The sequence below is a fragment of the Rheinheimera baltica DSM 14885 genome, assembly GCF_000425345.1.
Classification (GTDB): Bacteria; Pseudomonadota; Gammaproteobacteria; order Enterobacterales; family Alteromonadaceae; genus Alishewanella; species Alishewanella baltica.
On the sequence record NZ_AUDG01000025.1, the window covers coordinates 37102 to 58875 of the forward strand.

22 protein-coding genes are annotated in these 21774 nt (G+C 47.6%); 5 read left to right on the forward strand and 17 right to left on the reverse strand.

The features are described 5' to 3' along the window. Nucleotides 1-88: 88 nt before the first annotated feature. A complete protein-coding gene (locus tag H595_RS0110015; protein WP_027671092.1) occupies nt 89-883 on the forward strand; it encodes an acyl-CoA thioesterase in 795 nt (264 codons plus the stop codon). 70 nt (nt 884-953) lie between these two features. Here the strand turns inward: H595_RS0110015 and H595_RS0110020 are convergent, their stop codons facing one another. From H595_RS0110020 to H595_RS0110035, 4 genes are all read right to left on the reverse strand, one after another. After that, the gene (locus H595_RS0110020; protein WP_027671093.1) at nt 954-1928 is read right to left on the reverse strand and encodes a sensor domain-containing diguanylate cyclase; all 975 of its coding nucleotides are present in this window, start codon (nt 1926-1928) and stop codon (nt 954-956) included. Between the two features lie 176 nt (nt 1929-2104). Beyond that, complete coding sequence (locus H595_RS0110025; RefSeq protein ID WP_027671094.1) at nt 2105-2455, reverse strand: hypothetical protein; 351 nt, start codon at nt 2453-2455, stop codon at nt 2105-2107. 108 nt (nt 2456-2563) lie between these two features. After that, nucleotides 2564-3034, reverse strand: coding sequence for a hypothetical protein (locus H595_RS0110030; protein WP_037054378.1), 471 nt, complete (start codon nt 3032-3034; stop codon nt 2564-2566). Between the two features lie 46 nt (nt 3035-3080). After that, the gene (locus H595_RS0110035) at nt 3081-3494 is read right to left on the reverse strand and encodes a hypothetical protein (RefSeq protein WP_027671096.1); all 414 of its coding nucleotides are present in this window, start codon (nt 3492-3494) and stop codon (nt 3081-3083) included. A 612-nt stretch (nt 3495-4106) separates the two neighbouring features. Here H595_RS0110035 and H595_RS0110040 point away from each other — a divergent pair. Next, nucleotides 4107-4802: a transposase gene (locus H595_RS0110040; RefSeq protein ID WP_027671097.1), complete on the forward strand. Its 696-nt coding sequence runs from the start codon at nt 4107-4109 to the stop codon at nt 4800-4802. Nucleotides 4803-5037: 235 nt separating this feature from the next. Here the strand turns inward: H595_RS0110040 and H595_RS24395 are convergent, their stop codons facing one another. From H595_RS24395 to H595_RS0110055, 3 genes are all read right to left on the reverse strand, one after another. Beyond that, on the reverse strand, nt 5038-5250 hold the full coding sequence (locus H595_RS24395) for a hypothetical protein (RefSeq protein ID WP_027671098.1): 213 nt from the start codon (nt 5248-5250) through the stop codon (nt 5038-5040). 167 nt (nt 5251-5417) lie between these two features. After that, nucleotides 5418-5789 (reverse strand): DP-EP family protein, encoded by a 372-nt coding sequence (locus H595_RS0110050; protein ID WP_027671099.1) that lies wholly within the window; start codon nt 5787-5789, stop codon nt 5418-5420. A 25-nt stretch (nt 5790-5814) separates the two neighbouring features. Further along, nucleotides 5815-9075: an nSTAND1 domain-containing NTPase gene (locus H595_RS0110055; protein WP_027671100.1), complete on the reverse strand. Its 3261-nt coding sequence runs from the start codon at nt 9073-9075 to the stop codon at nt 5815-5817. Nucleotides 9076-9225: 150 nt separating this feature from the next. Here H595_RS0110055 and H595_RS0110060 point away from each other — a divergent pair, with 150 nt between their 5' ends. Next, nucleotides 9226-9972: a ferredoxin--NADP reductase gene (locus H595_RS0110060; RefSeq protein WP_240474869.1), complete on the forward strand. Its 747-nt coding sequence runs from the start codon at nt 9226-9228 to the stop codon at nt 9970-9972. A 12-nt stretch (nt 9973-9984) separates the two neighbouring features. Here the strand turns inward: H595_RS0110060 and traT are convergent, their stop codons facing one another. Continuing rightward, nucleotides 9985-10803 carry a complement resistance protein TraT gene (gene traT / locus H595_RS0110065; RefSeq protein WP_027671102.1) on the reverse strand — a complete coding sequence of 273 codons (819 nt, stop codon included), beginning with the start codon at nt 10801-10803 and terminating at the stop codon, nt 9985-9987. Further along, on the reverse strand, nt 10804-11532 hold the full coding sequence (locus H595_RS0110070) for a complement resistance protein TraT (protein ID WP_027671103.1): 729 nt from the start codon (nt 11530-11532) through the stop codon (nt 10804-10806). Between the two features lie 260 nt (nt 11533-11792). Here H595_RS0110070 and suhB point away from each other — a divergent pair, with 260 nt between their 5' ends. Beyond that, nucleotides 11793-12596 carry an inositol-1-monophosphatase gene (gene suhB / locus H595_RS0110075; RefSeq protein ID WP_027671104.1) on the forward strand — a complete coding sequence of 268 codons (804 nt, stop codon included), beginning with the start codon at nt 11793-11795 and terminating at the stop codon, nt 12594-12596. A 62-nt stretch (nt 12597-12658) separates the two neighbouring features. On the opposite strand, the gene H595_RS0110080 is transcribed toward suhB, so the two are convergent. The 7 genes from H595_RS0110080 to queA form a co-directional block, all read right to left on the reverse strand. Then, nucleotides 12659-13537: a TraB/GumN family protein gene (locus H595_RS0110080; protein ID WP_051219830.1), complete on the reverse strand. Its 879-nt coding sequence runs from the start codon at nt 13535-13537 to the stop codon at nt 12659-12661. Nucleotides 13538-13549: 12 nt separating this feature from the next. Further along, a complete protein-coding gene (locus H595_RS0110085; protein ID WP_027671106.1) occupies nt 13550-13927 on the reverse strand; it encodes a rhodanese-like domain-containing protein in 378 nt (125 codons plus the stop codon). Between the two features lie 66 nt (nt 13928-13993). Then, nucleotides 13994-14941 (reverse strand): protein translocase subunit SecF, encoded by a 948-nt coding sequence (gene secF, locus H595_RS0110090; protein WP_027671107.1) that lies wholly within the window; start codon nt 14939-14941, stop codon nt 13994-13996. A 10-nt stretch (nt 14942-14951) separates the two neighbouring features. Beyond that, the gene (gene secD, locus H595_RS0110095; RefSeq protein ID WP_027671108.1) at nt 14952-16805 is read right to left on the reverse strand and encodes a protein translocase subunit SecD; all 1854 of its coding nucleotides are present in this window, start codon (nt 16803-16805) and stop codon (nt 14952-14954) included. A gap of 21 nt (nt 16806-16826) precedes the next feature. Further along, on the reverse strand, nt 16827-17168 hold the full coding sequence (gene yajC, locus H595_RS0110100; RefSeq protein WP_027671109.1) for a preprotein translocase subunit YajC: 342 nt from the start codon (nt 17166-17168) through the stop codon (nt 16827-16829). Nucleotides 17169-17189: 21 nt separating this feature from the next. Beyond that, nucleotides 17190-18332 (reverse strand): tRNA guanosine(34) transglycosylase Tgt, encoded by a 1143-nt coding sequence (gene tgt / locus H595_RS0110105; RefSeq protein ID WP_027671110.1) that lies wholly within the window; start codon nt 18330-18332, stop codon nt 17190-17192. 286 nt (nt 18333-18618) lie between these two features. Then, complete coding sequence (gene queA / locus H595_RS0110115) at nt 18619-19644, reverse strand: tRNA preQ1(34) S-adenosylmethionine ribosyltransferase-isomerase QueA (protein ID WP_027671111.1); 1026 nt, start codon at nt 19642-19644, stop codon at nt 18619-18621. A gap of 203 nt (nt 19645-19847) precedes the next feature. Here queA and H595_RS0110120 point away from each other — a divergent pair, with 203 nt between their 5' ends. Then, nucleotides 19848-20528: a substrate-binding periplasmic protein gene (locus H595_RS0110120; protein ID WP_169338549.1), complete on the forward strand. Its 681-nt coding sequence runs from the start codon at nt 19848-19850 to the stop codon at nt 20526-20528. Here H595_RS0110120 and H595_RS0110125 read toward each other — a convergent pair whose 3' ends face one another. Then, nucleotides 20529-21470, reverse strand: a complete 942-nt coding sequence (locus H595_RS0110125; RefSeq protein ID WP_027671113.1) for a hydrogen peroxide-inducible genes activator — start codon at nt 21468-21470, stop codon at nt 20529-20531. Between the last annotated feature and the right edge of the window lie 304 nt (nt 21471-21774).

Here is a 21774-nt window from a genome sequence, read left to right on the forward strand (position 1 = left end):
ACACAACAATCATCAACTGACTGGCCAAGAAGTTATTCATAAAAATATGTTAGCATGCCGCAACTTGGCCATATTTAGGGACATTTAAATGCATTTTTATCAGGTTATACAGCAGTTCAACGCAGAAAACAGCGACGAACATGGTATTGATGTACCGCCGCATTGGGGACAGGGGCGTGCGGTATTTGGCGGTATGGCAGCTGCACTTGCTATGGCGCATCTGCTACCCGTTATTCCCGCGGGTATGCCGCTTCGTTCCGTGTCGGTGTCTTTTGTCGCGCCATTAAATGCCGGGGCTGCAACGGTGCGCCGGCGTATTCTGCGCCAGGGTAAGTCGGTTATTCAGGCGCAGGCCGAAATTGAACAAGACGGTCAAATTGCGCTGGTACTTTTAGCCAGCTTTGGTGCGCCGCGACAATCACAACATCAGTTGGTTGCAGATACTGCACCGCAGTGGCAAACAGAAAAAGTACACACCTTACCCAAACAAGGCCAGGTACCGGAATTTACCACCCATTTTGATTACCGCATTAGCCATGGCCAACTACCATTTAGCGCCAGCCCACTGCGCCAGTTGGGTGGCGATATTCGTATGGCAGGCAGTGAGAGCAGCCAAGCCGGTATACTGGAACTGTTAGCGTTAGTTGATGCCTGGCCACCGGTTAGCCTAACTTTGCTAAATCAGCCTGCACCGGCCAGTTCGCTTACCTGGACTATCGAGTTTATAGCGCATGATTTGCCGTTTACTAACACCGATTGGTGGCGTTATCTGGCTGAAATTGAATTTGGTGCAGAGGGTTACCACCACATTTCTGCAAAATTATGGCAGCCGGATGGCAAATTAGCGGCCATAAGCCGGCAAACGGTTACAGTATTTGCGTAGTACTTGGCGCCAGTTAGCTTAGAGCCTGCTTGTTTAATGCAGGCTCGCTTAGCGCCTATGTCTATAGCGTCTAGCAGCTGGTATTAATGCAGTCGCGGCCATCGGCCTTGGCCCGGTACAATGCCGTATCGGCAGCACACATTAGTGCCGTACTGGTTCGGTATTGGCCATTAATTTCGGTGGCAATACCCTGGCTAACCGACACACTTAGTGTTGCCGGTAAACCGGCATCAACAAAGCTTAGTTCACGCACCGCAAACTGAACATCGCGGGCAACTTGTAGCGCGTTAATCTCGTTATGGTTTGGCAAAATAAGGGCAAACTCTTCTCCACCATAGCGCGCGGCTAGTTTAGCGTCTAACGGCATCGCCTGTATTATCGCGCCCGCCACTTTGCGCAAGCAGGCATCGCCCTGAATATGACCATAGTTATCGTTAAATTGCTTAAAGTAGTCAATATCAATAATAACCACACTGAGCGGCCTTCTGGCTTCTGTACATTTTTGCCAGTGGTTTTCCAGCTGTTCATCGAAGGCACGACGGTTAGCAAGGCCGGTTAGCGCGTCAGTAGCCGCCAGCTCGCGCAGTTTATTGCATTCCGCTTTATAGCGGGTTAAATCCCGCATTACTAACACTAAGCGCGGTTCTGGCTCGGGTAAAAACGATACCGACAGCTCAATGTCTTTTACTTCACCATCTGCGCAGCGCAATGCCATTTCAGTAGGCCCGGCCTGCAACGATAAAATACGTTTTGCCACAATATTTACCAGGCCGTTATATTGCTGGTGGCAGCGGCTGACTAAAAACTCCGGCCATTTACGGCCAATTAAGGGCCTGGCAACGCAGTTGAGTAACAGTGCCGCTTTTGCATTAGCGCACTCAATCACCCCATCCGGGCTAACCACTAACACCGCTTCTGCCAGGTATTGAATAAAGCCACCAACATCCATCCCGGCTGGCGAGTCAATATTGATGGTGTCGCCCCAAAGCGCGTCATCGTTTAAGGCTTCAGGCAGTACTTGGCGTTTACTCTGCGGTGTTGTCATCGGGTTATCTCACTATCGTTAGCTCAACTGCTGCAAACTTTAGTCTTTACTACGCGCAGGAACCTTCCGACAATCTTCTCATTTAAGCTATTGATTTTTAAACAACAAAAAGCCCACCTCGGGGCTTTTTGTTGTTTTATTTCAGGATGAAATTATCCTTTTACAAAAATATAAGCTCAGCATTTACCAAAAGATTTTGACACAACAACAATACCGGCAACGCTTACGCTTACTTTCACACCCATTGGAATACCCCAGTGGGTGCAAATAGTTAAACATGCCTGTGCCACTTTACCATCAAATGAAATAGGTACAGGAATGCACTTACTTCCAATACCTAATGGCAGGTTTATGCAGGCTTTACCATTTGCAATGGTGACAGTGATGCACTCAGCCAATAGTGCAAGATGGCCATCATCTTCTGAGATGGTATTCGCTTGCGGCAGGTTTTGAGCATTGTAGTGATTGCTCGCTGCTTCGATGGCTTGTTGTACTGCTTGATCTGAAAAAGACGGATGCTTAGTCATAATAAAATTTCCTTTATTTACTTAACGACAGATTGTCGTAAATGTTTTTTTAAGCTAAATAAAACCGGGTCGCTTCTTAAAGGGGCCGTAAAGCTAATACTTACGGTGCTATGCTGTGCAAGTTAAGAACGGGTCCCACCAAAAATATTTAGTTGGGGCACTTCCCACGGAAACACCAATTTTAATTTGATATGTGCAGTTGCCCTGCAACATAGCGGTACCTAACCACTGGTATGGAGAAGTGTCGGGTTGTTTAGTAGGAAAACCAAAGTTGCCAAATATGTTAGTACCATTTGAAACTTCAAAGCCGATGATTTCTACATGGTCACCTTGGGCCCCCATCGCGTCGATGGCTACGGCATTAAAAGCCACACCAAAGCCAGCAGTTAATTGGGTGCTAAGCTCTAGCCCACCTTCGCCAGAGCTGCCGCCTGCAACATTATTGTCCATCATATAAACGCCGGTTCCAGCGTAAGCACCATTGGTTTGGCTATACAAGTAAACTGTATCTACGGCGATATTGATCACTCGGCTGGGAACTACCGCAGGTGCGCTAAATTGACGCATTAATTTGTTCATGTGTAATATTCCTTAATTATTTAATACTCAATGTTAAAGACGAAAATTACTGTGTAACCGGCGTAATGGTTACCGGCAACGTCACCGTGATTTGGTTATCACCGTCAAAACTGAACTGAATGTTCGAGTTAACACTGCCCCCCACCGTTGATTGGGTAAGCTTGCCAGTAAACACGTTGGGCATGCCTGCTACTGGTGCAGGCGGCTGCTCCCAGCCAGACTCCGCGCCAACATTCGTAATAGAAAAATCGCCGGTGTATTGAGGATCGATAGGCAAGACAGTCCAACACACATTGCTTGATGTAATGACGTTGGTATGGAGATTTGCGCTACCTTCACCAGAAGATTGTTGCGAGCGGTTAGAAACGGCGTAACATCCGCGAGTAGAGCCCTGCGCTAACGCATTCACATCTACCCATACTTGAACGAATACCGTGCATTGATTAGGTGCAATAGACATATTATTCCTCACTTAAGTTTGATAACGACTTTCCTACTCATTTGGCTTTTCGGAGATCGCCCATTTTTTCAGTGGTGTATGATCCACTACAACGGTAAAGCGGTTTGCATTCCACTGGCCTGCGTCTTCTCAAACCTAAGCAAAGGAGCCAAAACTGCGCAGCCAACGCCGATAATTTGAAACAGTGGTTTTAAAACAGCTACCTGGCTGAGAGAAACAATGAGGTAAGCGTGATATGTAGCTACCGTCAGGTTATCTCGCACAGCGGGTTAGACTGCTACAAACTCTAGCCCCCACAATAGAAATAACCTTCCGATAACCTTGAGTTATAAGTTGTTGTTTTTATGTGAATGTAAATAATTTATCAATCGAATATCGTCTAATGCTGTGCTTTATAGCTTGAGGATAAAAACAGGGTTGGCATTAACGGCTTAATTAAGGCCTTTTAACAGGCATCGCAGGTGTAATGGAAGCCAGCATCAAATTAGGGTCAGAACAAAATAAAATAGTCTAAGCTTAAACACACTTCTTATAACGAAAAATCAAATTAGGGTCAGAACAAAATAAAATAGTCTAAGCTTAAACACACTTCTTATAACGAAAAATTATGCTATGGCCAGACTGCCCAGAGTGCATTTAGCCGGTGTGCCGGAACACATTATTCAACGCGGAAATAACCGCCAGCTTTGTTTTGCATGTGACGAAGATTTTGCGGCATACGCCCACTGGTTAAAGGAGTACGCCAACAAATTTCAGGTGCATATGCATGCCTGGGTGTTTATGACTAATCACGTGCATTTGTTATGCAGCGCTTCAAATAGCTCTGGCATCAGCCTTATGATGCAAAGCATGGGGCGGCAATATGTCCGTTACTTTAATCAGCGTTACCAGCGTAGCGGTACCTTGTGGGAGGGGCGCTTTAAATCTTGTTTAGTGCAGGAAGAGCGCTACCTATTGGCAGTGTATCGCTACATTGAAATGAACCCAGTGCGGGCAGGCATGGTGGCATCGCCGGCAGACTACAGCTGGTCAAGTTACGCTATCAATGCATTGGGCAAAACTTCGGCATTGTGTAAGCCGCATTCCTGCTACCTGGCGCTGGCGAAAAACGACGCTGAGCGACAGCAAGCCTACCGCGGTTTGTTCAGTCAGATGGATGAAGCACTGCTGGCTGATATTCGCAGTGCAGCGAAAAGTGGCATGGCGCTGGGTAATGAACGTTTTAAGCAAGAAGTGGCCGACTTAACAGGGCGGCGGCAGCACCCTGAAAAACGAGGCAGGCCAAAAGGACAGGGTAAACCGGCCTGATTGCGCTTAATTTTGTTCTGACCCTATATATTATCGACTTATCCACCCAGCCAGGTTACGCAATTTAAGATATTAAGTGTCCACTAAAATTAAGTGGACACTTAAATTAGAGCGTCAACCTGTGTTCGCCGGACGCTTACCTTAATTTTGTTCTGACCCTAAATATTCTAGTGGACACTTAAATTAGAGCGTCAACCTGTGTTCGCCGGACGCTTACCTTAATTTTGTTCTGACCCTAAATATTCCTATATATTAACAGCGCCGCTTTTGCATTAGCGCATTCAATCACCCCATCCGGACTAACCACTAACACCGCTTCTGCCAGGTATTGAATAAAGCCACCAACATCCATCCCGGCTGGCGAGTCAATATCGATGGTGTCGCCCCAAAGCGCGTCATCGTTTAAGGCTTCAGGCAGTACCTGGCATTTACTCTGCGGTGTTGTCATCGGGTTATCGCACTATCGTTAGCTCAATTGCTGCAAACTTTAGCCTTTACTACACGCAGGAACCTTCCGACAACCTTCCGATTTAAACCATTGATTTTAAGTAACAAAAAAGCCCCTGACGGGGCTTGTGTTACATTCAGAATAGCTTATTAAAACAAAGCTCAGAATTACTTTGGTTCGTTTTTAACTTGTGGGTCTGGGCTTATTAGCATTAATGAATTGTTGTTATTGGTTAAAATGAATTGAAACTTGGTCGTACCTGGTGTCTGGTCAGTATCAATCATCTGCAATTGCATACCATCGGAAGAAACTTCAACGCTATCAATTACGCCATCGAAGGGGGTTAAGAAACCGGCGCTGGCAAATTTCAGACCTCTGCCTGTATCATCAATTAATTGGTACGTTATTGTTTCGGCTTGTGTCACCGTAACATCACCGTCGTATTGCTGTCCTTCACTGTTTAAATAGTTAAAAGCCGGTTCGCCATTTACCAGGCTAACAACAACTTTTACTAATTCAGTGGCTTGAGTGGTTGGCATTGCTTGTATTTCCTTATGGTTGTTATTAAAAATAAATATTTACGATACCGTTTTGCTGCAGCAAATCAATCACTTGAGGGTGACTGTCTAACTGTCCCAAACAATCTAGCGCTTTAGCGTAATTAATAGTGTAGTTAGGGTTTTTGTTTACATCGATAATCACAGATAGGTTATTCTTGACTTGCTGGCAAAGCAAACTAGCTGCTTCGCGCTGTCTATTGGCAACTAAGGCTTTGGCCTGCAACAGTTGGCTCTCAGACAAGTAACCAATATAAGTTGTATTTTGTGGATACTGAGCGACAAGCCGATCAGAGGCCGCACTTGCCAAATCCGCATAAGACTTACTTTGCTCAAATAACGCAATACTCTGAAATTGTTGTGCTGCAGTAATCAACAATCTTGTCATTATTTCTTCTTTGTTAACTTCCGAGAGCACCTGCTGATCGGCTTGTAATGCCAGTTTGTGTGTTGAAAAGCGACTCACTATCTGTTCAGCAGTCACTGGGGTTTTAAACTTAAAAGACTGAAAGTAATAGTAATGCTTACGTCGTTGCCAAATGCTGTTTTGCGGATCTTGTTCCAAAGCTTGAGAGATAGTGTTGAAAGCCTGTTGGGCTTTCAACTGTGACTCTTCATAATTCCCCGTGTAATGCAATAAACTCGCTAAGATCTGATAACTACTGGTCAGAATGTCCAATAAGTAAGGTTCAGATACGGCCTTGATGTCTTCAAGCTTCTGTTGAAGCTCTTTTTGTAGCTCAGTTTGAAGTTCAATTGCATGAGTAAGGTCTCCTTGAGAAAGTGCAGCGCTTGCCAACCAGGAGCGTGTATCTGCTATATCAGCGAGCAGTTGACCACTATCAGGCTGTTGCTTTTGCGCCAATAATTTCAATCGCAACGATTCTTCAAAATGTTTTTCAGCTGCAGCAAATTCTTGCAAGTTCATCGCCAGCGAACCCTGTGAGTTGGTGGCGTAGGATAGCTCCATAATGGCATCGATATTATCCGGTGCCAGTTCGTACATGCGCTGGCTGTACTGGTAATACAGCTCAAACTCCGGTTGGGTGGCCTCCCAGTTACTGGCGTCGTAGTGTATTTGTCCCAGCCAGAAGGCATTGGCACCAAGGGTTTTTAACAGCTCCAAATTATTCGGTTGCTCTACCAGCACGGCTTCTAGTTGCACGCGAGCGGCTTGCAATGCCGCTGTAGCTTCGTCGGTTTTACCGCGTGAATAAGCTACTTCACCCATGGCTTCAAGCGTTTGGCCATGTTGTAAGCGGGCTTGGGTACTTAATGCCGAATTGTCCACCGAGTAATCGGTAAAGTATTCCAGGGCTTTGTTGCTAATACCGTCGAGCAAGTCCATGCGGCCGATACTGCGCAGTTTGTCGGCAAAGTCACCTACCATAAACCCCAGCAGGTTCTCTGCTGCCAGGCGCTTTTGCTGGGCTTGCTGTTCAGCGTTAAAGCTGCGCACACTCATGGTAATCGCGGTGACAGTGAGTAAACACAACAACACCATGGTGCTGCGCCAGGTCCAGCGCTTTAAGCGGGCTTTATTGGCTGACACCTGAATAAAGCGCAGCTCGTCGGCGTCGAGCAAAAACAAACTGTTGTTTAACAGGGTTTGCGCTTCTTGCAGTGGCTTACCGTCGGCGAGTAAATAGGCACTGTTTTGCTGTTCTGCCTGCCAGCGCTGGGTTAAATGCAGCAAGCGGCTTTTTACGCTAAGGCTATGGTGGTGCTCGCTGATCCAGGCCGTTGCCCGTGGCCAACGCCGAAGCAAAGCCTCGTGCGCGATGCTAAAACATGGCTCACCATTTTGCAGATGCGAGACAAACAAGCGATGTTCTACCATGGCATAGACCAAGGCACGTTCAGCGTCGGTTTGCAGCTGCTGCACCCGGCCACTGCGGCTGGTTATGCTTTTTTCATCTTCCCTAAGCGTGACCAGCATTGACAGCACACGTGGCAAGCTGGCTTTTTCTGCCGCCCCCAGCGCACTAATGGCCTGCTCGGCATTTTTACCTATGGCGCCTTCAATGCCGCCCAACGCCTGGTATATCGACACTAACAACTGGTTGTCGTTGCTGCGCTGTAAATACAGCTCCTGCAAGGTGTATTGCAGCATGGGTAAGGCGTCGGGGTTACTGGCCGCTTCACTGCAGAGTATTTCATCCAGCGGCGTAGCCGTGGCGGGGTCGGTATCGAAACTCAGGCCTGCAGCCAGCGCGGGTAAGCGTATCATTTGTAGTAAATCGGCCCGGCTGGGGGCAGCTAAGTCAAAATGCGCGCCTTTTGCCTTGCCGGCAATTAAGCTGGGGTAATCGACCAATAGCGGGTAAAACTCGTTACGACAAGCGCTAAGCACCAGCACAGCGCCGCTGGTAGCCAATTGCTCTAACAGCTGGGTAAATTGCTTACGTTCGTCTGTGCTAAATATCGGTGACGACAGCAGTACCTCTAAGCGGTCAACAAACAAGGCAAAACGCGGCTTACTGCCAGCGCCTTTGGGCAATTGTTGTACGCAGCGCTGTATCACCTGCTCTGGGGTTGAGATAAGCAACCCGGCCAGGCTTTGAGCGCTGTCGCCGGCAAACACCGGCGTGTCGTTAATGTCCCAATCCAGCATGGCACTGGCTAAATCGGTAAATAGCTGGTTTGGTGCCACATCGGCCAGGTCCATACTGCTGTATGACATCACCTGCACCCCGTTGTAACCGCCGCTTTGCATTAAATTGGGCATAACACCGGCGTTAATCAGTGACGACTTACCACTGCCACTGGGACCAAGTAACAAGCAGAACGCCCTGCCATACTGTATTTGCTGGGCGATGCGCTGCAGTAAGGTATCAATTTGGGCACCACGGCCAAAGAACACGCTGGCATAACGTTCGTCATAGGCTTGCAAGCCGGGAAACGGCGAGCCCTGCTGCCAGCTATGCGCTTGCACACTTTGATCTTGCCCCAGCGGAAAGCGCACCTCTGCCACGGTACGGTAACCGCGTTTACGGATGGTTTCTATGTAGCTGGGGTTAGTGGCGCTATCGCCCAATGCTTTACGTAATTGGGTAATGGTTTTATGCAGCGGGTTGTCACCGGTGTCGGTACCGGGCCAGCACTGGCTAACAATGTCATCGGCGCTAACTACCTCGCCTGCATGCAAGCATAACAGTACCAGCACATCCATCGCTTTAGGTTCAAGCTGGCATAGCTGTTTACCCCGACGCAATGTATTTGCTGCAGGCTCTACCTGCCAGTCACCGAAGAAAAATGTTTCGCGCATAATGGCTTGTATCTAATTATTTGCTGTACAACATAACATGCTGCGGCAGAATAGTTTAGCCCCTTGGTAACATCTGATGTTTGTCAGATAAAGGCTTGAGTATCAAGCTAACTTTGCTAGGCTAAAGCCAGAGCAGCAAAAAGGAAACATATGATGGCACAATGGCTTAGCGGCAGCGTAACCAGTAATCATCACTGGCATGCCAATTTATTCAGTCTTAAGGTGAAAACAGCGCCGTTTGATTTTATTGCCGGCCAGTTTGTGCGTTTAGCATTGAACACCCCGGATGGCAAAGTGCAGCGGGCCTATTCGCTGGTAAATAGCCCAGGCGCCGCCGAGCAAGAATTTTTGGTTAGTACCGTGGCAGACGGTACCCTATCGCCTTTACTGCAACAGCTAAAAATGGGTGATGAAGTAGCAATAAGTCAGCCGGCGTCCGGTTTTTTTATTCTGGATGAAATACCAGATGGCGAAAACTTGTGGCTAATATCCAGTGGCACCGGCATTGGCCCGTTTTTGTCGATGCTGGGCACCCACCTCATTTGGCAGCGGTTCCGTCATATTATTTTAGTGCATACGGTACGTACCATAGCCGATTTAGCTTACCGTGAACTAATACAAAGCTGGCAGCACCAGTACCACGGACAACTGCATTACCAACCCATTGTTACCCGCGAAGCGCATGCCGGTGCTTTGGATAAACGCCTGCCCGAATTGATACAGACTAACGAATTGCAACACGTGTGTAAGCAGCCGTTAAACAGCCAATCGCAGGTTATGTTGTGTGGTAACCCACAAATGATAACCGACACCAAGGCCACGCTTGAAAGCTTGGGGTTAAGCAAAAATTTAAGGCGTAATCCCGGCAATATTACGGTTGAGCAATATTGGAAATAGCCAACAGCGGGCCTAGAAAATTCCCGCTAGTGAGCGTAATAAACCTTGGTGTAGTGGTTGTTCTGCCTCTTTCCATTTAAGGTTGGCTTTATTGGCAAAGCTCACCACTTTAAGCTGATATTTACGCATGTCGGTGTCGCGCTGCCATAACTGCTCAAAGGCACCGCTGTCGCCTTGCAGCAATTGATGCTCGGCATACTCTTGTACTTTTTGTTCTGAATCCGGTGAAATACGCTCAGCAATCTGTACATCGGTTAGCATGGTGTAATATTTATCCTTCACCAACTGATTACCAATATATTCAGCACCGGCAAACACGGCCAATACCACCAAGGCGCGGGCGATATCTTTGCCGTCCAGATTGGCGCCTATAGAGGTATCAACAAATACCGCCGTATTACGACCGTATCGCTCTCTACGCTGCTCTGGCGTTTCAGACTCTGGCGGTGGCGCCATCCCCGGATGCAGCAAGGCATGCGTTTCATCTGCTGTCATGCCGTATTCTTGCGCCAGAACTATGTCGGGGCGTTCTTTTAACACGGTACGCACATTAACTTGCAGCCAATATTGTGCGCGCATTGGCGAGTCAACCAGCAAGTAGCCCCGCTCAAGCATAAAATGGCGCACATCGTCTGCCAACGGCAGTTGGTATTCTGCCGTTGTGTTGCGAATATCCAGAAAAATGGTGCGTAGCTCGGGTTCAACCGGGTCAAGGTATACCGTTTCGCTCATCCGGGTTTGTGCATCCAGTTTGTGTTTAGCCACTGAGGTATGCAGCGCAGTACAACCACTTAGCGCCCATACCGTGGCAATTAGAACAACCAGACGCATTTAGAATAATCCCGCCAGTGCCCGCACCATGCCTTGGGTAAGGTCAGGCTCGGCTTCTGGCCACTTTAAATTAGCCTGATTGGCAAAGCTGGCCACCCGGGTTTGGTACTTACGCATATCACTTTCGCGGGCATAGCTGGAAGTTGTTGAACCACTATCACCCTGAATAAGTTCATGTTTTGAGCGCTCGCTTACCGTACCATCGAATCGCTCCATGATCTGAATATCGGTAATCACGCTGTAGTACACATCTTCTACCATGGCATCCACTACAGTACCCACAATAGCCCCCCCCACTGCAGCGCCCAGCGCACCGCCAGAGCTGCCACCCGTAGCACGGTGCAAGGCATAACCGCTTACCGCGCCTGCCGCTATACCAGGGCCTGCCGCCAGCGCACTGTTGGTGTCACGCGCATTGCTGCGGCCTACTTGCAGCACATTAGCCTGCAGCCAGTAATTCGCGCGTTTCGGGCTATCAATAACCTGGTAACCACGCGCTTGCAGGCTTTGAATAACCTGAGGTTTAAGATCAAATTCAGGCTTGTCTGAGGTATTACGGATATCAACAAAAATTGTGCGCTGCTCTGGTTCTACCGGATCAAGAAAAATTGAACTGCTCATCTTGGTTTGCACGTCTAGGTTACGCTTGGCAACAGCAGTGTGTAGCGCCCCACATCCGGTTAAACTTAGCGTAGCGATAACAATCGCAGACATTAATAGGGTTTTCATTGGTATTCCTTTAAAGAGATATTGGCTGGCAATGTACTAAGTAGTTACTTTGCCGTGTCTGGCTGAATTTCATCTGAATAATTGGCCTTATTTTAGAATAAAAAGAAGCGGTTATCTGTACGCTTTTGTAAGCAAAAATAAACAGCGGCAAAAATGCCGCTGCGGCTGGTTTTATCTTTACTTTTTACAATAAATCGTTATAATATGCGCCGCTCTTTTGACCAAATTTTACACTGCTCTTTTCAAATAAGGTAATGACTATGCATCCGATGTTAAACATCGCGGTTCGTGCTGCTCGTAGCGCGGGTAACGTGATCGCTCGTGCTTGTGGCCAGCTTGATATGGTTCAGAAACAACAGAAAGGCACTAACGACTTTGTTACTAATGTTGATAGAGAAGCTGAACAAGCCATTGTTCAGGTGTTAAAAAAATCGTTCCCGACTCACGGTATTGTCGGCGAAGAGCATGGTGATTACGGCAACAGCGCCAGTGAGTTTCAATGGATTATTGACCCATTGGACGGCACCGCAAATTTTATTAAGGGCATTCCGCATTTTGCGGTGTCTATCGCACTAAAACACCAGGGTAAATTAGACCAGGCAGTGATCTTTGATCCACTGCGCGGTGAGCTATTCACGGCATCACGTGGTCGCGGCGCCCAGTTAAATGGTACTCGTATCCGGGTAAATAACCTGCCAGATATGAGCGGCACCATTTTAGCCACAGGCTTTCCATTTAAAAACAAAACCCATTTGCCAGCGCATGCTGCCATGCTAACCGCATTACTGGCTGACGCTGCAGACATTCGTCGCACCGGTTCTGCCGCACTGGATTTAGCCTATGTTGCCGCAGGGCGCTTTGATGGTTTCTTCGAAATTGGTTTAAAGCCCTGGGATATTGCTGCGGGCGAGCTTATTGTTCGTGAAGCCGGTGGTTTAGTCTGTGACTTCGTTGGTGGAAATAACCAGATGCGCAGTGGTAACGTGGTTGCAGCAGCGCCAAAAGTATTAGCCGGCATGTTAAAAGGCATTCGGCCACACCTGACAGAAACGCTGTCTCGTTGAGCCATTCTATTTAATGTCAAAAGCCCGCACTGCGGGCTTTTTTGTTTACAACGGTAAATGTATTACAGCTGCGTAATGTTATAGCCCTGCTGTTGCAACAACTGCAGCACGTTTTGCTCGCCAGCAAGGTGCAGTGCACCTACCAGCACTAATTCTACCTCTGGTGTAGCAAACATTTTCTCTAGCTGTGGCAGCCAGTTTTTATTGCGCTGAACCAATAATACATCATAAAACTGCTTTCCTTCTGGCGTGTCGGTATAGGCCATTGCCAGCTTAGCCATTGCCGCCCGATCACCGCTGCGCCAGGCCGCAATGATATTAGCTAACTCCGTTTCTAATGCTGATAACTGCTGCAAATTTTGTTGGACAAAAGCATCTTCGTTATTAGCAGACACATTTAGCAGCATATTCAACTGCTGCTCTACGGTTTCCAAAAACAATAACGGTTTATTGTCTGCCACGGCTTGCTTGAGAAAATGCATGTCCACGCCTTCACCTGCCATGCCAGCTTTTTGCAGTGCAACCTGCATTAAGGTAAGTAAGACAAAGTCGGGTTTAAAACCGTTTAGCGCTGCCAAATCGACCCCTTGCACTTTGGCATACTGTTGCAACTGCTTATATGTCGTTGCCGACAGCACCTGCATTAGGTTGCGACCATCGCTATACATGGCCTGTTGCATTAACAACTGCATACCTTGGGCAGTTTCCAACTCACGCACATCGGTTTCAAACACCAGCACATCTGCCTGATCATATGCCTGGTTAAAAGCCGGTGGCAACGGAAACTGCTCTGGCGGTAATAAGTGCACAGTACCGCCAATATACAGCTGCTGCGCGCCTTTGCTAACGCGCCATACTGATGTGTCTGCCTGTAGTGCTGCACTGCAAAATAACGTCGCAATAGCGCACAGACCTATTACCTTAGTGGTTAACTTCACCATTTAATACTCCTGTTATATTGCCGTGGGTACTTCTACCGGTAAATTACGTTCACGCCACTCCCGATAGCCTCCAATCAGGCTGTATACATTCTGATAGCCCATGTGTTGTAAGGTCTGTGCAGATAAAGCCGAGCGAAAACCGCCACCACAATACAACACCAGCTTTTGTTTTTTATCGGCAACAGTTTGCTCAATATCGCGTTCAATGATGCCTTTACCCAAATGCATGGCCTCGGGTAAGTGGCCTTGCGCCCATTCATGATCTTCGCGAATATCTAATAGCACATAAGGCTGGTTATGTTCCTGTAATTCGGTAATGCTAATTTCTTTAATCTGGGCTTTTGCCTGGGTAACCAGTGCTAAAAAACCGGGGGCATGTTGCTTCGTCATCTTAATGTGGCTCCATAAAAAAATGCCAGTCAATGACTGGCATTTTTAGCATCTTTAACTGTGCAATTACAGCAAAGCGTCAGTATTTTCGCCTTCTTTCTCTATCGGCGGTGGCGGTAGCATGTCTTCTCGGCTGATACCGAGAATTTCAGCTATCGCACTGGCGACATAGATAGACGAGTAGGTACCAATAGCAATACCAAACAACAACGCCGTAGCAAAACCATGAATTAACGCACCACCCATATAAAACAGGACCACTAACACCAATACGGTGGTTAATGAGGTAATAACAGTACGGTTTAAGGTTGACGTAATGGCATCGTTAATAGTGTCATCGACACTGGTGTCGCGCAATTTACGAAAGCTTTCTCTTATGCGGTCAAACACCACGATAGTATCGTTAATCGAGTAACCTATTAGTGCCAGTATCGCTGCAAGCACCGTTAAGTCGAACTCCAGCTGCAATACTGAAAACAGCCCCATTGTTAACGTAACGTCGTGAAACAACGCCATTACCGCACCCACAGACAAGCGCCATTCAAACCGCATGGTGACATACAGCAAAATACCAATTAGTGCCACTAGCATTGCCAGGCCACCATCTTCTTTTAGCTCTTCACCAACACTTGGGCCAACAAACTCGATACGACGCATTGTCACCGGCTCTGTCAGCGAGGCGTTTAGCGCCTTAATGACATTGTCACCCAGCGTTGACTGGTCGACATCGGTGCGCAGTGGAATACGTATAAGTACATCACGGCTGGTGCCGAATAACTGCACCACCGCATCGCCGTATCCTGCAGAGGTTAGCGTTTGCCGTACAGCAGGTAAATCAGCCGGTTGTACAAAACCGATTTCAATTACCGTACCGCCAGTAAAATCTAAGCCCCAGTTAATGCCTTTGGTAGCAAAAGACAGCAGTGAGCCAAGAATTAACAGCACGGAAAGCGCTATTGCCGGCCATTTCAACCGCATAAAACCCAGTGGCTGACTAAAGGAAAATATTCTCATTATATACCCCTTATATTGGCAGTGACTGCACGCGGCGGCCACCCCAGAACAGATTAACCAATAAACGGGTACCCACTACAGCGGTGAATATTGACGTTAAAATACCAATTGCCAGCGTTACCGCGAAACCTTTAACCGGGCCAGTACCAATACCAAACAGAATTAGCGCAACCAACAAGGTGGTAATGTTGGAGTCGGCAATGGTAGCAAATGCGCGGTCGTAGCCATGGTGAATAGCTTGTTGAACTGAACGTCCATCGGCTAATTCTTCACGAATACGTTCGAATATAAGAACGTTGGCATCAACCGCCATACCTACCGTTAGTACAATACCCGCCATACCTGGTAGGGTAAGCGTAGCGCCTGGAATCATCGACATCACGCCAACGATTAATATCAGGTTGGCCACCAATGCCAGATTAGCCACCATACCAAAGGCTTTGTAGTAAATAACCATAAAGATCAACACACATACCATACCCCACTGAATAGCCGTGGTGCCAAGTTCAATGTTTTCTTTACCCAGGCTTGGGCCGATAGTGCGTTCTTCAATGATCTGAATGGGTGCAATTAGCGCACCTGCACGCAGTAACGTCGCCAGGTTTTGCGCTTCGCCAGGTGAGCTGATACCGGTAATGCGGAAATCGCGACCTAAACGGGCTTGAATAGTGGCGTCGTTAATCACCTCTTGCTGTTTAATCAGCACAGGGTTACCGTCTTCACCAATTTCTGTGCCCGGTTTGTACTCAATAAATACTGACGCCATGCGACGGCCTATAGCATCACGCGTTGCCGCGGATAACATGTTACCGCCTTTAGCATCTAACTTAATGCTCACCTGCGGTCGGCTATATTCGTCAAAAGCAGAACTGGCACCAGTAATGTGTTCACCGGTTAACATGACACGTTTTTCTAGCAATACCGGACGGCCATCACGGGTTTTATACAGTTCAGCATTGGGTGGCACACGGCCATCTAATGCTGCAGATAAGTCACCCTCTTCGTCAACCAAACGAAATTCCAGCGATGCAGTAGCACCCAAAATTTCTTTCGCTTGTGCGGTGTCTTGTACGCCTGGCAGCTGCACCACGATACGATCTGAACCTTGACGTTGTACCAATGGCTCGGCAACACCAATTTCATTTACCCGGTTTCGGATAATGGTGATGTTTTGCTCTAAGGCATATTCGCGAATTTCTTTTATGCGGATTTCGCTAATGCTTACAAACACGGTCAGTTCATCGGGGCCGGCGGTAAACACCAGTTCACGGTCGCGATTTTTCAAAATCGTTTCGGCGGCGGTAACGTCTTCAACACTACGCAAGCTAAGGACGACCAACCCGCGAGCAAGGTCTGCCTGCACATTACGATAGCGGATTTTTTCTTCACGTAAGTCGGTACGGAAGGTTTGCACCATATCGTTGAGGTTTTTATCTAAAGCGGCTTTCATATCAACCGCCATCAGAAAATGCACACCACCCCGTAAATCCAGGCCTAGCTTCATGGGTGAAGCACCAATAGCGGCCAACCAGTCGGGTGTTGCCGGTGCCAGGTTTAACGCCGTGACAAAACTGCTACCTAATACCTGGCTGGCTATTTCGCGCGCCTGCAATTGATCTTCTGTGCTGTTGAAACGGGCTAAAATCTGGCCATTTTCTAACGCGACAGATTTAGCCGCAACATTGGCTTCGCTAAAGCTTTGCTCCAGCTGAGCCCGGGTGAGTTCACTAACCGTACCACCGCGGGTTGCACTGATATTCAGTGCCGGGTCTTCCGGGTATAAATTAGGCAGCGCATAAACCAGCGCTACCAGCAACATGCCAATAACGACGAAATAGCGCCACAAAGGGTTTTGATTTAACACCAGCTTATCCTTTCTTCCGGCTTACAGTGACTTCAGCGTGCCTTTTGGCAATACGGCGCTGATAGCAGCTTTTTGCACTGTAACTTCAGTGCTATCGTTTAGTGCTATCACAACATAGTCTTTGTCTTCGGCTATTTTGCTGATACGCCCTACTAAGCCACCTTGTGTAAGAACTTCATCGCCCTTACCCAGTGCTGACATCAGGTTACGGTGCTCTTTTACCCGTTTGGCTTGTGGACGGTAGATCAAAAAATAGAAGATCAGACCAAAGGCCACCAACATAATAATAAGATCCCAGCCACCACCTTGTGCAGCGCCTGTCGGTGCCGCTTGTGCATAGGCATCGCTGATAAATAAACTCATAAGTGTCCCCTTAAATTGTGATTAATGTTGTTCTTTATTAGTATCAAGCGCGTCTAGTGCCGGTACCGGCAAGCCACGCTTGGTATAAAATTGTTCGACAAACTGTGTCAAAGTACCAGCGGCTATCGCTGCGCGCAATCCTTGCATTAATTTCTGGTAATGATGCAGGTTATGCATGGTGTTTAGCCTTGCTCCCTGAATTTCATTACAACGGTCCAAATGATGTAAATATGCACGGGAATAATTTTTACAAGTGTAACAGTCGCATTCTGCGTCTAATGGGCCAATATCGTCTTTATATTTCGCGTTGCGGATTTTTACCACACCGGTACTAATAAACAAATGACCGTTACGGGCATTACGGGTAGGCATTACACAGTCAAACATATCGATACCGCGGCGCACCGCTTCAACGATATCTTCCGGTTTACCCACCCCCATTAAATACCGCGGCTTATGCGCCGGCATTTTATCCGTGGTGTGGTTTAAAATGCGGATCATGTCTTCTTTGGGTTCACCCACCGATAATCCGCCTATGGCGTAGCCATCAAAGCCAATGTCTTCTAAGCCATTAAGCGATACATCACGTAAACCCGGGTACATACCGCCCTGGATAATACCAAACAGAGCCGATGGGTTGTCGCCATGGGCATCTTTGCTGCGCTTAGCCCAGCGCAATGACATTTCCATCGACTTTTTCGCTTGCTGCTCAGTTGCCGGGTAAGGCGTACATTCGTCGAAGATCATGACAATATCGGAGCCCAGGTCGCGCTGCACTTCCATTGAACGCTCTGGCGTTAACATGATGCGCTCGCCATTTAATGGAGAGCGAAATTTAACGCCTTCTTCGGTAATTTTACGTAGCTCGCCTAAGCTAAATACCTGAAAACCGCCTGAGTCGGTCAAAATTGGCTTATGCCAGTGCATAAAGTCGTGTAAGTCACCGTGCTTTTTAATGATTTCAGTGCCAGGACGCAGCATTAAGTGAAAGGTATTGCCTAAGCAAATTTGTGCGCCTGTTGCTTCCAGCTCTTCCGGCGTCATGCCTTTTACTGTGCCGTAGGTGCCAACAGGCATAAAAGCCGGCGTTTCAACTACGCCACGTTCAAAAATAAGCCGGCCGCGGCGGGCCTTGCCATCTGTGGTGTCTAATTCAAATTTCATTACTATCCTCATACGCCGGAAAAACAGTCCGGCTTTTTGCGCCGCGATTATAGCAGCTTAACCAGCAGAAGCTAAGCTGAACCGGCTGGATGAAACGTACTGCAAATTATGCAGGCTCTGGCTGGGTGTTCTTATGCAGCAGCGGCAGGGAAGCCGCGGAGGCTGAGACAGCACAGGGACGTGCTGTCGAAGACGGCGAAATAAGAATTTCCCGGCCATAGCCTTAACACTGTCCCTGTCGCTGCTGCGCTCGAAAACCTGACTCTTCAATAAAGCGAAATTACGTCTAGCGAATAAACATCGCGTCACCGTAGGAATAAAACCGGTACTGTTCAGCTATCGCCGTTTTATAAGCGTTCATTACATTTTCGCGGTTACTAAACGCGGATACCAGCATAATCAGCGTCGATTCTGGCAGGTGGAAATTCGTCACTAAGGCATCAATCACCTTAAATTCGTAACCAGGATAGATAAAAATCTGCGTATCGCCGTTATAGGCAATCAATTTACCGCCGCCTTGCTGCGCCGCCGACTCTAATGAGCGTACCGAAGTAGTACCAACCGCAACCACCCGATTACCCCGCGCTTTACATGCAGCAATGGCATCCACCACATTCTGCGGTACTTCAATGTATTCAGCATGCATCTTGTGCTCTAACACGTTATCAACCCGCACCGGTTGAAAGGTGCCTGCACCAACGTGTAGAGTAATATAAGCAAACTCGACACCTTTGGCTTTCAGCGCATCCAGTAACGGCTGGTCGAAATGTAAACCAGCAGTAGGCGCGGCAACCGCACCGGGTTTTTCGTTATACACCGTTTGATAACGCGCTTTATCTTCATCGTTATCCGGCCGGTCAATATAAGGCGGTAATGGCATGTGGCCTAAACGCTCCAGCATCTCAAGCACAGGTTCTTCACCGATAACCTCAAGTTCAAACAACTCGTCGTGGCGCTGATTCATTTTTACTTCGGCCGAGCTTTCTAACAACAAAATGGCACCGGGTTTAGGGGCTTTGCTGGCACGAACATGCGCCAGAAAACGCTTGTTATCCAGCATACGCTCTACCAACACTTCAACCTTGCCGCCAGAGTCTTTCTGACCAAATAACCGCGCAGGTATCACTTTAGTATTGTTAAATACCAGTAAGTCACCGGGCTGTAAAAAATCTGTCAGATCTTTAAAAATATGATGGCTTAACTCACCGTTAAGTTTATCCATTGCCAATAAGCGGCTGGATGAACGTTCGGCTTTGGGAAAACGGGCGATTAGCTGCTCGGGCAGTTCGAACGAAAAGTCTTTAACTTGCATGCTTTTTACTGACATAGATGGTTCCTTGGCTTTACCGACCAATGGGCGCGGTGTGATAAAAACAGCGCGCATTCTAGCAAATAATCGCTACACTTTACGCTAGAATCTCTCGTGAGTTTACCGATATGCCGAGATCCTTGTTACTGCTGCTCCTGTTGTTACTGTTTCAAACGGCTGTCTGCAGCGCACAGACCGCGGCCAGTTTGGCCACGCAACCAGATCTGGGCACTATCCATGTGGCGACAGAGCAATGGCAGGGGTTTACCCATGAGGATCACAGCGGCGCCTACTTCGATTTGATCCGGCTGATATACCAGCCTTACCCGTTTCAACTTAAAGTGACCTTAAGCAACTACAACCGCGCCTTAACCCTGGTACGCCAGCATAAGGCAGATATTACCTTGGCAGTATCGGGCCACAATAGTGGCCGATTTTTGCTGTCTGCCAGGCCAATTGACCAGGACAAAATCGTTGCTATTTATCATCCGAATTTTCTTCAATTTACAACGGTGGCTGACTTAAAACCACTGCGTCTGGCCTGGAACCTGGCATATGATTTTGGCACCATACTCAATCTACCCAGAGTTGGATACGAAGTGTTATCGGTGCAACAAGGTGTGGAGTTGGTGAAAAAGCAGCGTATAGATGTTTATCTGGCTGAGCAAAGCCAGTTAGATCACTATTTTAAAAGCAAAAAAAAACAACTTAATCCGCTACAGTTAAAAGCTATCGCCGCTGATGACATTTATATTGCCTTTGCCGACACGAGCGCTGGTCAGCAACTAAAACGTATCTGGGACCAGCGCTTTAACGCACTGCTTGCCAGTGGTGAACTGCAGCAGTTTTATCAGCAATATAGTGATTTTTATCTGGTCACAGAGTGATCATTGGCTAGCGGCCAATGACTCAGACACACGTGCACCGCACTTTTGTTGCAACACCTCGGCGATAAGATCAGCCATTAAACGATAACTGCGGGCCTTAGTTGACGTGGGTCGCCAGGCTACACCGATATCACGATACGCAGCAGCATTACCAGGAGCCCGGCTAATCAGCTCTGTACTATCGAGCAAACCGCTGTTAATAGCCATTTGCGGCATAAAGGTAACACCAAGCTTATTGTTTACCATTTGTGTCAGCGTATGCAGGCTGGTGGCAAAAAACGGGTTAACCTTGCGGCTATCGTCTAACTCACAGGCCTTTACAGCATGGTTTGTCAGGCAATGTTCACGCTCTAACAAAAAGATACTTTCATCTGGCCACTGGCTAATATCTTGGTTAAACCCCCTGTCCAACCAGTCTTTATGTAACACCAGTTTAAAACCATCCTGCGCCAACACTTCGGTATGAAAAGGGCCGGTTTCATAAGGTAACGCCAGCAAGACCATATCCAGCCGCCCTTCTGCCAAAGCATGCAAAGAGTTATCTGATGTGTCTTCACGCAGCAATAACTGTAATTCAGGATAACGCTTGCGGCATAGCGTCATCACTTCGCTCAGCACAAAAGGCGCGATGGTTGGAATACAGCCAAGCCGGAAAGGCCCCGCCATTGGTTTGCCCTGACATTTAGCAAAATCAGTTAACTCTTCGCACTGTTCAATGATATAGCGCGCCTGTCGGACAATATCTTCACCCAACGGAGTAAAAATGAAAGTTTTGTGATCACGCTCCAGAAGCTGCGCATGCATCGTCTCTTCTAAATTAGCAATAGCAGCACTTAACGTAGACTGGCCGATATAACACGCCTCTGCTGCCCGGCCAAAATGTTGATGCTCATGCAATGCCAATAAATACTGTAGTTGTTTAATACTCGGCAACCGTTTCATTATTTATTCCGATTTAAAATACATTTTTTAGACAAAAATACTAATAAAAGATATGCCGATGCCCAGAGCATTACAAGCTTTAGCCAATAAAAAAGCCCCCGATTTGGTAATGCCGATCAGTTAAGAAATATTTTCCTGATCGGTTGACCGATCCTGTGGAGATGTAAGAATCCGATGAGCCGTTAAGCCATCGGATTTTTTTATGGAATTGTCAGAAGCATTAGCACGCACGTCAATCAACCGCCTTACCGAATTTGCATCGCTGTCCGATGTTCTGGAACCCGATATTATCCAGTCTTGCCTG

Bases quoted from the DNA above. Each gene is read 5' to 3' on its own strand.
- H595_RS0110070 (WP_027671103.1), bottom strand. From the start codon at position 11,532: ATGAAAACCCTATTAATGTCTGCGATTGTTATCGCTACGCTAAGTTTA.
- traT (WP_027671102.1), bottom strand. From the start codon at position 10,803: ATGCGTCTGGTTGTTCTAATTGCCACGGTATGGGCGCTAAGTGGTTGT.
- H595_RS0110025 (WP_027671094.1), bottom strand. From the start codon at position 2,455: ATGACTAAGCATCCGTCTTTTTCAGATCAAGCAGTACAACAAGCCATC.
- H595_RS0110020 (WP_027671093.1), bottom strand. From the start codon at position 1,928: ATGACAACACCGCAGAGTAAACGCCAAGTACTGCCTGAAGCCTTAAAC.
- H595_RS0110015 (WP_027671092.1), top strand. From the start codon at position 89: ATGCATTTTTATCAGGTTATACAGCAGTTCAACGCAGAAAACAGCGAC.
- H595_RS0110080 (WP_051219830.1), bottom strand. From the start codon at position 13,537: ATGGTGAAGTTAACCACTAAGGTAATAGGTCTGTGCGCTATTGCGACG.
- H595_RS0110055 (WP_027671100.1), bottom strand. From the start codon at position 9,075: ATGCGCGAAACATTTTTCTTCGGTGACTGGCAGGTAGAGCCTGCAGCA.
- queA (WP_027671111.1), bottom strand. From the start codon at position 19,644: ATGCAAGTTAAAGACTTTTCGTTCGAACTGCCCGAGCAGCTAATCGCC.
- secF (WP_027671107.1), bottom strand. From the start codon at position 14,941: ATGAGAATATTTTCCTTTAGTCAGCCACTGGGTTTTATGCGGTTGAAA.
- H595_RS24395 (WP_027671098.1), bottom strand. From the start codon at position 5,250: ATGACAACACCGCAGAGTAAATGCCAGGTACTGCCTGAAGCCTTAAAC.
- H595_RS0110030 (WP_037054378.1), bottom strand. From the start codon at position 3,034: ATGAACAAATTAATGCGTCAATTTAGCGCACCTGCGGTAGTTCCCAGC.
- H595_RS0110050 (WP_027671099.1), bottom strand. From the start codon at position 5,789: ATGCCAACCACTCAAGCCACTGAATTAGTAAAAGTTGTTGTTAGCCTG.
- H595_RS0110060 (WP_240474869.1), top strand. From the start codon at position 9,226: ATGATGGCACAATGGCTTAGCGGCAGCGTAACCAGTAATCATCACTGG.
- suhB (WP_027671104.1), top strand. From the start codon at position 11,793: ATGCATCCGATGTTAAACATCGCGGTTCGTGCTGCTCGTAGCGCGGGT.
- H595_RS0110125 (WP_027671113.1), bottom strand. From the start codon at position 21,470: ATGAAACGGTTGCCGAGTATTAAACAACTACAGTATTTATTGGCATTG.
- yajC (WP_027671109.1), bottom strand. From the start codon at position 17,168: ATGAGTTTATTTATCAGCGATGCCTATGCACAAGCGGCACCGACAGGC.
- H595_RS0110035 (WP_027671096.1), bottom strand. From the start codon at position 3,494: ATGTCTATTGCACCTAATCAATGCACGGTATTCGTTCAAGTATGGGTA.
- tgt (WP_027671110.1), bottom strand. From the start codon at position 18,332: ATGAAATTTGAATTAGACACCACAGATGGCAAGGCCCGCCGCGGCCGG.
- H595_RS0110085 (WP_027671106.1), bottom strand. From the start codon at position 13,927: ATGACGAAGCAACATGCCCCCGGTTTTTTAGCACTGGTTACCCAGGCA.
- H595_RS0110040 (WP_027671097.1), top strand. From the start codon at position 4,107: ATGGCCAGACTGCCCAGAGTGCATTTAGCCGGTGTGCCGGAACACATT.